10 protein-coding genes are annotated in these 11203 nt (G+C 68.9%); 5 read left to right on the top strand and 5 right to left on the bottom strand.

Annotated elements, in window-relative coordinates; translation table 11 throughout:
- Positions 1 to 103 precede the first annotated feature (103 nt).
- The 3 genes from ACFWPK_RS28465 to ACFWPK_RS28455 form a co-directional block, all read right to left on the bottom strand.
- Positions 104 to 2350: a fructose-specific PTS transporter subunit EIIC gene (locus ACFWPK_RS28465; RefSeq protein WP_378920903.1), complete on the bottom strand. Its 2247-nt coding sequence runs from the start codon at positions 2348 to 2350 to the stop codon at positions 104 to 106.
- A 162-nt stretch (positions 2351 to 2512) separates the two neighbouring features.
- On the bottom strand, positions 2513 to 3493 hold the full coding sequence (locus ACFWPK_RS28460; RefSeq protein WP_378920901.1) for a 1-phosphofructokinase family hexose kinase: 981 nt from the start codon (positions 3491 to 3493) through the stop codon (positions 2513 to 2515).
- Positions 3490 to 4257, bottom strand: a complete 768-nt coding sequence (locus tag ACFWPK_RS28455; protein ID WP_378920899.1) for a DeoR/GlpR family DNA-binding transcription regulator — start codon at positions 4255 to 4257, stop codon at positions 3490 to 3492. The genes ACFWPK_RS28460 and ACFWPK_RS28455 overlap by 4 nt, the downstream gene beginning before the upstream one ends.
- Positions 4258 to 4519: 262 nt before the next feature.
- Between ACFWPK_RS28455 and ACFWPK_RS28450 the strand changes: the two genes are divergently transcribed.
- Positions 4520 to 5338, top strand: a complete 819-nt coding sequence (locus ACFWPK_RS28450; protein ID WP_378920898.1) for an amino acid-binding protein — start codon at positions 4520 to 4522, stop codon at positions 5336 to 5338.
- A 3-nt stretch (positions 5339 to 5341) separates the two neighbouring features.
- Here ACFWPK_RS28450 and ACFWPK_RS28445 read toward each other — a convergent pair whose 3' ends face one another.
- Entirely contained in the window at positions 5342 to 5566 is a 225-nt protein-coding gene (locus tag ACFWPK_RS28445) for a hypothetical protein (RefSeq protein ID WP_378920896.1), read from the bottom strand.
- A gap of 80 nt (positions 5567 to 5646) precedes the next feature.
- Here ACFWPK_RS28445 and ACFWPK_RS28440 point away from each other — a divergent pair, with 80 nt between their 5' ends.
- The 3 genes from ACFWPK_RS28440 (at position 5647) to ACFWPK_RS28430 (ending at position 8169) form a co-directional block, all read left to right on the top strand.
- Entirely contained in the window at positions 5647 to 6822 is a 1176-nt protein-coding gene (locus tag ACFWPK_RS28440; RefSeq protein WP_378920894.1) for an alpha-hydroxy-acid oxidizing protein, read from the top strand.
- 137 nt (positions 6823 to 6959) lie between these two features.
- Entirely contained in the window at positions 6960 to 7721 is a 762-nt protein-coding gene (locus ACFWPK_RS28435) for a DUF6319 family protein (RefSeq protein WP_378920892.1), read from the top strand.
- Positions 7722 to 7806: 85 nt separating this feature from the next.
- A complete protein-coding gene (locus ACFWPK_RS28430; RefSeq protein ID WP_378920890.1) occupies positions 7807 to 8169 on the top strand; it encodes a VOC family protein in 363 nt (120 codons plus the stop codon).
- A gap of 104 nt (positions 8170 to 8273) precedes the next feature.
- Here ACFWPK_RS28430 and ACFWPK_RS28425 read toward each other — a convergent pair whose 3' ends face one another.
- Positions 8274 to 9785 (bottom strand): diguanylate cyclase, encoded by a 1512-nt coding sequence (locus ACFWPK_RS28425; protein WP_378920889.1) that lies wholly within the window; start codon positions 9783 to 9785, stop codon positions 8274 to 8276.
- Positions 9786 to 10077: 292 nt separating this feature from the next.
- Here ACFWPK_RS28425 and galK point away from each other — a divergent pair, with 292 nt between their 5' ends.
- Complete coding sequence (gene galK / locus ACFWPK_RS28420) at positions 10078 to 11184, top strand: galactokinase (RefSeq protein ID WP_378920887.1); 1107 nt, start codon at positions 10078 to 10080, stop codon at positions 11182 to 11184.
- Positions 11185 to 11203: the final 19 nt, after the last annotated feature.

Below are 11203 nucleotides of genomic sequence, written 5' to 3'. Positions count from 1 at the left end.
GTCCTTCGATCCGACAAAAGCATTCGGGCCCTTCCCCGACACGCCTCCGACACGCGCTGCGGCTTGACTCCTAAAACCATCGGAGGTCTTGTGTGCGAACGGATTACGCGGTGGTGAGAACAGGGGCGACGGACTTCTTGCCGGTGAATTCCTTGGCGAGGGTGACGCAGGCCGCGGCTACGAGGGTGCCCGCGACCAGCGACACCAGGAACCAGGCGAGATGCCCGATCGCGAAGAACACGAAGATGCCGCCGTGTGGCGCGCTCAGGGTGACGTCGGTGGCCATGATCAGCCCGCCGGTCACCGCACCGCCGATCATCATCGACGGCAGCACCCGCAGCGGGTCGGCCGCGGCGAACGGGATCGCGCCCTCGGAGATGAACGAGGCACCGAGCAGCCAGGCGGCCTTACCGTTCTCTCGTTCGGCCTCGGTGTAGAGACGGGGGCGCAGCAGGGTCGACAGTGCCATCGCCAGCGGCGGCACCATGCCCGCGGCCATCACCGCGGCCATGATCCGCAGGGTCGCGGTGTCGGTGACCGACAGCCCGGCGGCGGCGAACGAGTAGGCGGCCTTGTTGACCGGACCACCGAGGTCGAAGCACATCATCACGCCCAGGATGACACCCAGCGCGATGGCGGAGGTGCCGGACAGGCCGTTGAGCCAGTCGGTGAGTCCGCTGGTCACGGCGGCAAGGGGCTTGCCGAGCAGGACGAGCATCAAGACGCCGACGATGGCCGAGGCCAGCAGCGGGATGACCACCACGGGCATCAGCCCGCGTGCCCACGTCGGTACCGGCAGCTTGCTCACCCACAGGGCCGCGAATCCGGCCACCAGGCCACCGACCAGGCCGCCGAGGAATCCCGCGCCGACGAAGACCGCGATCGCGCCTGCGGTGAAACCCGGCGCCAGACCGGGACGGTCGGCGATCGCGAAGGCGATGTATCCGGCCAGTGCCGGGACGAGGAAGCTGAAGGCGAGTGAGCCGATCTGGAAGAGCACCGCACCGAAATAGGTGGCCAGACCACCGTCGGGCAGGTCGGTGATCGAGTTGTCGAGCACGATCGTTTTCGCGCTGTCGGAGATCTCGTAGCCGCCGAGCAGGAAGCTCAGCGCGATCAGCAGACCGCCCGCGGCGACGAACGGGATCATGTAGCTCACACCGGTGAGCAGGATCTGTCGCAGGCGGGTGCCCCAGCCGATGCCCTTGGCCGCTGTCCGCGAGGGCGCGGGCGTGGCGCCGCCGACTGTGGCGGCGCCCGGGGTGGTACTCGCCGCGACGGCCTCGGCGATCATCGTGTCGGGCTCGTTGATGGCGCGTTTGACGCCGGACTCGATCACCGGTTTGCCCGCGAACCGGCCGCGGTCCTTCACCCCGACATCGGTGGCGAAGATGACGGCGTCCGCGTCGGCGATCGTGGCCGGATCGAGTGTGCAGCCGCCGCTCGAGCCCTGGGTTTCCACCGCCACGTCGACCCCGGCGCGTTCGCCCGCGGCGACCAGGGAGTCAGCCGCCATGTAGGTGTGCGCGATGCCGGTGGGACAGGCGGTGACGGCGACGATCTTCTTCGGCGCGCCGGTCGATGCGCTGTCGGCCGACGTATCGCTCGCGGTGCTACCCCCAGCTGAGCCGGCGGCATCGCCCGCATCCCCGATAGGCGCAGCGGCTCCCGCGCCGGAAACAGCCATGCCGGCCGCTGCGGCACCAGCAGGGACGGCAGCCGCGCCGACGCCGCCATCATCGGCGGATGAATCGGAGGCTCGAGGTGCGTCGGGCTCACCGGCAGCGGAGGACGAACCCGCTCCGCCTCCGTCGGCGGCCGAAATGGCCCCAGCCGTTGATCCGGCGGCACTCGTCGCACCCGCTGTGGCGGCGGTAGATCCGGTCGCGGCCGGTGGGGGATTGATGACGCCGTCGACGAGGGCGACCACGGCTGCCGGAGTCGTAGCGGCGCGTAGGTCGGCGACGAACGCGGGCCGGACCAGTGCGCGAGCCAGGGACGACAGCAGTTTCATGTGTTCGGCCCCCGCGCCTTCCGGGGCGGCGATCAGGAAGACCAGGTCGGCGGGCCCGTCGGGGGCGCCGAAGTCGACGGCGGGGGCGAGGCGGGCGAAGGCCAGCGACGCTGTGGTGACGGCAGCCGATCGGCAGTGGGGGATCGCGATGCCGCCGGGTAGGCCGGTTGCCGATTGCGACTCCCTGGCCAGCGCGGCCTCCGCGACCGCGGCGGCATCGGTGGCGCGGCCCGCGGCGGCGAGTTTCACCGCCAGCGCGGTGATCACCGCGTTCTTGTCGGCGCCGAGGTCGGCGTCCAGTGCGATCAAGTCGGGAGTGATGATCGAATCGGCCATCGTCGTGTCTTTCCGGAGTGGGGGTGGAGCGGGCAGGGATGGGGTTCTGGGCGGATCAGTCGGGGCGAGTGGCGAATCCGTGCGATCGAGAGCCAGGTGGCAGCCGCACGGTCGAATTCGACGGCGATGGTCGCGGCGGGATTCCGTGCTGTTCTGGGGCGGTCATGGCGCGGGGTGTTCGGCGGCGGTGAGTGGGTGCGCCGTGACGGCCTCGAGGATGATGTCGGCGGGGCCTGGCAATTCGGTGCCGGGCAACGCGGTCGCGGCGCTGCCGTAGGCGACGGCCGTGCGGAGGCGATCCGCGGGGGAGACGCCAGCGAGGTCGGCGAGGAGGTAGCCGGCCAGCGCCGAGTCGCCTGCGCCGACGGTGCTGCGTGGGACGATCGGCGGGGCGGCGGCGAACCACGCGTTTTCGGCGGTGACCAGGACCGCGCCTGCCGCGCCGAGGGTGGCCAGGACCGCGCCGACGCCACGATCGATCAGGGTCGAGGCGGCTTCGGCCGCTGCCGTGGGAACTTCGAGGTCGACGGCATCGAGACCGGTGAGCTGGGCCAGTTCCGCCGAATTCGGTTTGATGAGATCCGGTGTGGCAGAGACTGATTCGGCGAACAGCGCGAGCAGCGGGGCATCGGAGGTATCGACGGCGACGCGGGTGCGGCGAGTTCCGTTCCCGCGCAGCGTGGACAACGTCGCGACAAGCCGCGCGTACCAGTCGACGGGCACACCCGGCGGCAGCGACCCGGACAGCACGATCCACTCGGCCCTCGCGGCCAGCTCGACGAGCACCGCCGTGAGCTCGGCCAGATCGCGCGCCGTCAACGGATAGCCGGGCTCGTTGATCTTGGTCGTGGTGCCGTCGGTTTCGGCGATGGTCAGATTCACCCGCGGCCCGCCCGCCACCGGCACCGTGCGGAATTCGATTCCCGCCGTGCGTAATCCGTGCACCACCGGGTCGTCCTCGGCCCCTGGCAGCACAGCCAGCACCGGCGCCCCACTGCCGGACACCACCCGCGCGACATTGACCCCCTTGCCACCGGGATGCGATGTGACGCTCGCCGCGCGATGCACCTGCCCGCGCCGCAACGGCTCGGTGAGGGTGACCGTGCGGTCGACACTCGGGTTCGCGGTCAGCGTGACGATCATGCGAGCACCACCTCGATTCCTTCGGCGACCAGTGCCGCGTGCGCGGTGGCCGGGATGTCGGTATCGGTGACCAGGACGTCGAGATCGGCGGCATCGCCGAAGCGCACGAAGTCCTCGCGCCCGATCTTGCTCGCGTCGGCGACCACGACGACCCGATCGGCGGCGGCGATCATCGCGCGTTTCACGGCCGCCTCCTCCGGGTCGGGGGTGGACAGCCCGTGCCGCACGGTCAGCGCGTTGGTGCCGAGAAACCCGACGTCGACCCGCAATTCGCCGAGCATCCGCAAGGTCTCGGCACCGACGGCGGCCTGGGTGATTCCGCGAACCCGCCCGCCGAGCAGGTGCAACCGCACACCGGCGAACCCGGTGAGGCGGGTGGCGACCGGCAGTGAGTTGGTGACGGTGACCAGGTCGACGTCGATCGGCATGGCCGCGGCCACCCGTACCGTCGTCGTGCCCGCGTCGAACAGCACGCTGCCGCCGGGGCTCGGCAGATACCGCTGCGCGAGTTCGGCGATCCGGTCCTTCTCCGCGGCGCGGGTGCTGTCGCGCTCGGCGGTGCCCGGTTCGAACGTGGTGAGCGCGCCGGCGCCGACCGCGCCCCCGTGTACCCGCCGGATCACCCCGAGCCGGTCCAGCACCGCGAGATCGCGGCGCACGGTTTCGGTGGTGACCCCGTACTGGTCGGCGAGTTCGGCGACCGAGACACGCCCACGGTGCCCGATGAGGGTCGCGATCGCCTGCTGCCGTTCCTCGGCGTACATGGGGTTCCTCCGGTCTCCGTGAATCTGTACTCATGTTGTTTTATGCCCATTTGTGTGGGTTTGTCAATGAATTTTGGTGAGACGAGTCACAAATGTTGCCGCTGACTATCGAAAGGGAAGTGCCTGTGGTCACACCTCAGCCATACGGGTGTTCGGCATCACCGGTGCAGTCTGTGCAGGTCAACGGCTATCGCGTCGGCTTTCACATCGCTGTTACGCACCTCGTCCAAGATCGACACGAATGCCACAGACGCTGACCAGCATGTGGCGATTCGCAGTGCGACCCCGTGTCACCGCCCTGGCCTGCGAGGTATGCGGCAGACTGCCGCATCCGGGACGGACCAGGCTCACGCTTGCCAAACTCGCCGCGGTGTTCCCGGTGGAACTGGCGCTGCACGCCCTGGTCGTGCACCTGCATCCGCCGTACCTGGTGACCGTCACACTGCTGACGATCACCACCACGATCCTGGTGATCTGGGTGGTGGAACCGTCGGCGATGCGGATGCTCGGTGGCTGGCTGCACAGCCCGGAACTACGCCATCGCGATCGCCTCGACTCCGCGCCCGCGCTCTGGCGGATCCGCGTGCGCCTGGCCGACCGGCCCGGCGCGCTCGAGACACTGGCCAAACAGCTGGCCCACCGCGAGGCCAACATTCTCACCGTGCACGTACACCAACTCGAGGACGCGGTACTCGACGAACTCGTCGTCGCCGCGCCCGCCGAGGTCACCGCGCACGCGATCACCACTGCCGTGGAGCACGCGGGAGGTTCGGGGGTGCGGGTCTGGCCCGCGACGGTGCTGTCGCTGATCGACGGACAGACCAAAGCGCTCGCGATCGCCGCCCGTATCGTCGGCGATCCGGACGAATTGCCGTTGGCCGTCGCCGAACTGCTCGGCGCGCGCTACCTCGCGCCAGGCGCTCCGCAGGTGAGCGAACCGGGCGAGGGCACTCTGCTGGAATTGGACCGCGACGACCGTCGCTGGGGTTTCGTGCGCCCGGACGAACCGTTCACCCCCGCGGAGATCGCCCGCGCGCATCGGCTCGCCGATCTGGCGGCGCTCACCGCACGGCGGCGGTGAGGTTCAGTCGAAGCCGAGGTCGCTGGTGAGTGGATCGCGCAGGGCGCCCTCGGCGGCCCGCAGTCGATCGGTGACCGAGGTCAGCAGATCCATCGAATCCTGGGAGAGCCCGAGCGCGAGCCGGGTCAGGTGGCGGATGGCATCGCAATGGAAGCGGTCGGCGAGTAGGGCGTCCGGATCGGCGGGCGCAGCCGAGTGTTCGACGACGGTCACGACAGGGGCACTCACAATCTCGTATTTTCGAGTATGACGCACCTTACATCCCCCCTGCGGTCCGTGAACCCCGGTCGGCGTGCGAAAGTGCTGCAATGAGTCAGTTCGCCGACTATCAGAACGAGATCTACCTGGCCGCGCTCGGTGGGATCCAGCCCGAATTTCCCATGGATTACGCGACGCTCGAACGCAAAGCCACTGCGGCACTGCCGGATTCGTTGCTGAACTATATCGCCGGTGGGGCGGGCGACGAGCTCACGCAGCGGCGCAACGCCGAAGCCTTCGCGGACTGGGGTCTGGTGCCGCGGATGCTGGTCGGCGCCACCGAGCGCGATCTCACCGTCACCGCGTTCGGCCACACCTTCGCCAGCCCGCTGTTCCTCGCGCCGGTCGGAGTGATCGGTCTGGTCGGCGAGAAAGGCCACGGTGACATCGCGGTCGCCGAGGCGTCGGCGCACACCGGTGTGCCCGCGATGTACTCGACGCTGATGGAGGATCCGCTCGAGGACGTGCGTCCGCACGCAGGCGACACGCCTTCGTTCTTCCAGCTCTACACGCCGAAGAACCGTGAGCTCGCCGAGAGTCTGGTGCACCGCGCCGAGGCCGCGGGCTACGCGGGTATCACCGTCACCCTCGACACCTGGGTGCCCGGCTGGCGGCCGCGCGACCTGGCCAGCGGCAACTTCCCGCAGCTGCGTGGGCATGTGCTGAAGAACTACACCAGCGACCCGGTCTTCCAGAAGATGGTCGGCTCCGACGACCCCAAAATGATTGTCCTGCACTGGATCGCGACCTTCGGTAACTCGTTGACCTGGGACGACCTCGGCTGGTTGCGTTCGATCACCGATCTGCCGCTGATCCTCAAGGGCATCTCCCATCCCGAGGACGCGCGCAAGGCGATCGACTTCGGCGCCGATGGCATCTACTGCTCCAATCACGGTGGGCGCCAGGCCAACGGTGGTCTGAGCGCGCTCGAGACATTGCCCGCGGTCGTGGCCGCCTGTGACGACCGGGTGCCGGTGCTGTTCGACTCCGGGGTGCGCTCGGGTGCCGATGTGGTGAAGGCGCTCGGACTCGGTGCGACGATGGTCGGGCTCGGCAGGCCGTATGTGTACGCGCTCGCGCTGGGCGGGGTGCGCGGTCTGGTGCATCTGCTGCGCAGCTACGCCGCCGAAGCGGACCTGTTGATGGCGGTCAACGGCTATCGCGATGTGGCCGCGGTGCGCGAGAACATTCGGCCGACCACGCGCGGTAACGCCGCTCGCGGCTGAGGGGTGTCGCGGCCCGGAATTCCCGCGCAGGAGGGGGATTTCGGGCCGTGTGGGCGGCTCGGGCGAGAACTTGTCGGTGCCGTGCGGCATCATCGGTGCCACACACCACGCAGTAGCACCAACCCCCGGAGTCCACGATGTCCTCGCCGAGCACCAAGTCCGCATCCCGCCGATCAGCACCGCCGGTACTGTCCGACGCCGAGCTCGCGCGTATCGCAGGCGAGCTCGCCGAGGGCAAACCGCCGATGGTGTGGTTCACCGCCGCCGCTGTCGGTGTCGCCGAGGGGAAGTCGGGCAAGGTGGTCGCGCTCGACGACCCGTCCGCCGGCGACTTCCTGCAGGTGCGGCCCACCGGTTCCAAAGATGTGCTCTCGTTCGGCCCGAGCGAGGTGACGCTGACCAAGCCGGCCCGCGGGACTACGGTAGCGCCGGGCGGATCCGCACGGACCCGCCCGGAAAGTGTCCCCGCGCCGAGCAACCGAAAGGACAACACTGTGACCCAGCCGTCGACCCTGCCGAGCACCGCTACGCCCGCGCCGAGGTCGCTCGCCCCGGTATCCGATGACGCGACCAAGCCCGCGTCGGCTCCGGCGACACCGCGGCCCGCGAAAGCTCCTGCGGTGCGCAAGGCTAAGGCTCCCGAGGTGACCGTCACGCTCACCGGCACCGCCGACGGTGAGTGGACCGTCGATGTGGTCAACGGCAAGAAGCGCAGCGTGAAGGGGATGGCTGTCAGCAGCGCAGCCGTTGCCCAGGCCGCGAAGATTCTGCATCCCGAGGTGGAGGAAGTGGTGGCCGGGATCCTGGAGGCTGCTCGGGGGGTCCAGCAGGCGAAGGTCGCGCAGCTGCAGGCTGAGCTGGAGGCGGCCCGGAAGCTGTTGGAGGAGTTGGGGGATTGAGCACGTCGGAAGTCGCGCCCACTGATCAGGGTTACCTGCGGCGGCCGCCGCGCGGCTCGCGAACATGGATGACCAAGGAGTGACGATGCCGATCGCCACACTGCGAGGCGTGACTCTGGACTGCGCCGATCCCCGGGCTCTGGCCCGGTTCTACCAAGAGCTGACAGGCATGCGGATCGGCTATGACGCTGACGATTTCGTCGCCCTGACCGATGGTTCGGGTTGCGACCTGGGCTTCCAACGGGTCGACGGATACCGGGCCCCGCGGTGGCCCGGTCAGGACGTGCCGCAGCAGTTGCACCTGGACCTCGGGGTCGAGGACCTCGACGCGGCGGAGAAGTTGGCGCTGGGGTTCGGCGCGGTCAGGCCGGACCACCAGCCGGGCGGCGAACGGTGGCGGGTGCTGCTGGATCCGGCCGGTCACCCGTTCTGCCTGGTTGTCAGCTGATAGCGAGAGGATCTCGCCACCGCACACAACGGGCCGACGTGTCCGGTTTCGTCCCGGAGATTCCGCACGCGCACATGACGCAAGGCCGAGAGCGAACAGTCGAGCTACCGGGCGACTCGCTGAATTCGCGGGGACGCGGAACTGAGGTGTGCGCGGCGGGGGGTGGGCTTTCGCAGTTCGTCGTGGAAGCTCAGGCCTAGGCGGTATTCCTTGGCGTGGTACATCGCCGCGTCGGCGGTGCGGATGAGGTCGTAGATCGTTGTCTCGGTGGGGCGGGTGGTCAGGCAGGCGACGCCGATGCTGGCGGTGATGGGGATTTCGCCGCAGCTCAGTTCGAAGGGACGGATGAAGGCGCCGAGGATGTGTTCGGCCAGGACCGCGGCTTCGGTGCGGGTGCGGGGGCCGAGCACGACGAACTCGTCGCCGCCGTAGCGGGCGGTGACGTCGGCGCTGGTGGTGGTGCGGCGGATGCGGGAGGCGGCGTTGGCGATGAGTTCGTCGCCGACGGCGTGGCCGTAACTGTCGTTGACCATTTTGAAGCCGTCGAGGTCGATGAACAGCAGACACACCGGTTTTCCGGCCCACTGCTCGCGGTAGCGGTTGGGTGCGCGCAGCAGGGCGGCGCGGTTGAACAGGCCGGTGAGCAGGTCGTGGTCGGCCTGGTAATGCGCTCGGCGTTCGCTGCGCATGCTGCGGGCGATGGCGCGTTCGCTGCGCACCAGCACCCCGACGAGCAGCATCGTGAGCAGCGAACAGATCACCACCCGGTCGAGGACCCCGAGGTCGGCGCCGACCACGCTGACCAGTGAGGCGGCCACCAGCGCCACCGCGATCATCCCCGCCCGCTGCCGCGATCGATGCGGTCCCACATCCTCGGCGTCGCGCAGCGCGCCCATCGTCGGCTGTAGCGCGGCCAGCCCGGCCAGCAGATACGCCCACTGCTGAGGCACCACCGCCAACTCGGGATCTACCGCGATTGTGCCTGCGGCAGTGAGGCTTTCGAGAAAGCCGCCGATGAGCACGGCGATCAGCGCCGCCTGCAACAACCGCAGCGACGTCTCCGAGCGAACCACTGTGGCCAGTGAATGCGCGAGCACGGTGGCCAGCAGGGCGTGGATCACCGGATAGCTCGCGGCCAGCGCGGTATCGACGAACCCGTTGCCCTGCCGCAGAATCGGCGAGATCAGGAATGTCCACGAGGCCAGCAGCGCGCTGAGTCCGATGAGCGTCGAGTCCAGCCACAGGTCGCGCGCGTTGCGGAGTCTGTGCGGCTGCAGCCAGCCGACGGCGGCCAGGCCCAGGCACAGGGAGGCGGCCAAGGTACACAGATCGTCGACCGGGTGCCAGCTCGGGTGCAGCCCGAGCGCGCGTATCGCGGTGCCGGTGGCGAACAGCGGCACCGAGGCGGCCAGTAGATACCAGGGCAGCCGGTGCATGGGCCGATGGCTGTACATGCCGTATCCGATCATCGCCAGCGATCCCGCGACGATCACGATGAGCAGCAGAAACGGCAGCGCCCGGCCACTCGCCAGCGGCGCGAGCAGCACGGCCCCCGCCGCGCCGAGCAGCACCACGCACCGTCGCAGGCTTCCGTAGCGTCTCTCGCTGATGATCATCAGCCCCCCTCGATCTTGCTGCGCACGCGACGAACGTCGATCGAATGAGAGGCCGGTGAATCACTCGAAGTATCGGCCGAGAACACCGAGTGTTGTTGTTCGAGCACAATCCCCAGCCGACAAGTGCCGACGCTCAAAACCTTTACAACTCAGTCGATCATGACACGTCCGTGGCTCTGCTGTCGATGCGTTGCGGGCATTGCCGGATACCGATTCGGTACCCGGTGTCCCGCGAGTGCTTGCGACGGTGTTCGGTGGTGGCATCGTCGCAGGAAGCGGAAGGGAAGTACGGGTGGACAAGTGGATCGCGCCGGGCCGGGTCAACATCATCGGCGAGCACACCGACTACAACGACGGGTTCGTGCTTCCCATCGCGCTGTCGCTCGGTGTGGTCTGCGCGGCCGGACCGCGCGGTGACGGGCTGGTGCGGCTCACCTCGGCACAGCGGCCCGGCGATGTCGTCGAGGTGCGGGTGCGCGATCTTGTGGCGCAACGGGATCGATTGCCCGGCTGGGCACGCTATCCGCTCGGCGTCGTCGACGAGTTCGTCCGCGGCGGTCATCGAGTCGACGGGGTGAACCTCGAACTCGACGGCGCGGTGCCGATCGGCGCGGGTCTGTCCTCGTCGGCGGCCCTGTGCTGCGCGGTGACGATCGCGCTGCGCGATCTGTTCGCGCCCGAACTCACCGATCGGAACATGGTCGAGATCGCCAGGGCGGCGGAGAACGGTTTCGCCGGAGTGCCTACCGGCCTGCTCGACCAGTCCGCCTCGATCCTGTGTACCGAAGGCCACGCCCTGTTCCTCGACATCCGCGCGTTCACCAGCACGGAAACCACTGCCGCCGAACAGATTCCGTTCGATCTAGGCGCCGCCGGACCGGCGCTGATCGTCGCAGACACCGGCAACCCGCACGACCTGGCCGACGGTGGATACGCCGAACGCAGAGCGCAATGCGAAGCCGCCGCCGACGCGCTGAACCTGCCCGCCCTGCGCGACGCCACCGCCGAAGACCTTCTCCGCCTGCGGGATCCACTGCTACGACGCCGCGCGAGGCACGTGGTCACCGAGAACGCGCGGGTACTCGCCGTCGCTGACCGGCTACGCGCCGGTGCGGACCCCCGGGCGATCGGTGAGCTGCTCACCGCCTCGCACCGATCGCTGCGAGAAGACTTCGAAGTATCGGCGCCCACCCTGGATCTCGCGGTCGACGCGGCACTCGACGCGGGTGCCCACGGTGCGCGCATGGTCGGCGGCGGCTTCGGTGGCAGCATCATCGCCCTGGTCGACCACGCCGACCAGGTCGCCGAGAACATCATCAACCGGTTCACCACCACGGGTTTCGCCCCGCCCCGCGTCTTCACCGTCGAGCCCGCCGCGGGTGCGCACAAACTGGATTGAACAGTTGCCCTTTTGTTCA

The organism is Nocardia sp. NPDC058519 (assembly GCF_042719755.1).
Classification (GTDB): domain Bacteria; phylum Actinomycetota; class Actinomycetes; order Mycobacteriales; family Mycobacteriaceae; genus Nocardia.
Note: the sequence above shows the minus strand (reverse complement) of the source record. Positions and strands in the feature narration are given on the sequence as shown.

Bases quoted from the DNA above. Each gene is read 5' to 3' on its own strand.
- ACFWPK_RS28465 (WP_378920903.1), bottom strand. From the start codon at position 2,350: ATGGCCGATTCGATCATCACTCCCGACTTGATCGCACTGGACGCCGAC.
- ACFWPK_RS28460 (WP_378920901.1), bottom strand. From the start codon at position 3,493: ATGATCGTCACGCTGACCGCGAACCCGAGTGTCGACCGCACGGTCACC.
- ACFWPK_RS28455 (WP_378920899.1), bottom strand. From the start codon at position 4,257: ATGTACGCCGAGGAACGGCAGCAGGCGATCGCGACCCTCATCGGGCAC.
- ACFWPK_RS28450 (WP_378920898.1), top strand. From the start codon at position 4,520: ATGTGGCGATTCGCAGTGCGACCCCGTGTCACCGCCCTGGCCTGCGAG.
- ACFWPK_RS28440 (WP_378920894.1), top strand. From the start codon at position 5,647: ATGAGTCAGTTCGCCGACTATCAGAACGAGATCTACCTGGCCGCGCTC.
- ACFWPK_RS28435 (WP_378920892.1), top strand. From the start codon at position 6,960: ATGTCCTCGCCGAGCACCAAGTCCGCATCCCGCCGATCAGCACCGCCG.
- ACFWPK_RS28430 (WP_378920890.1), top strand. From the start codon at position 7,807: ATGCCGATCGCCACACTGCGAGGCGTGACTCTGGACTGCGCCGATCCC.
- ACFWPK_RS28425 (WP_378920889.1), bottom strand. From the start codon at position 9,785: ATGATCATCAGCGAGAGACGCTACGGAAGCCTGCGACGGTGCGTGGTG.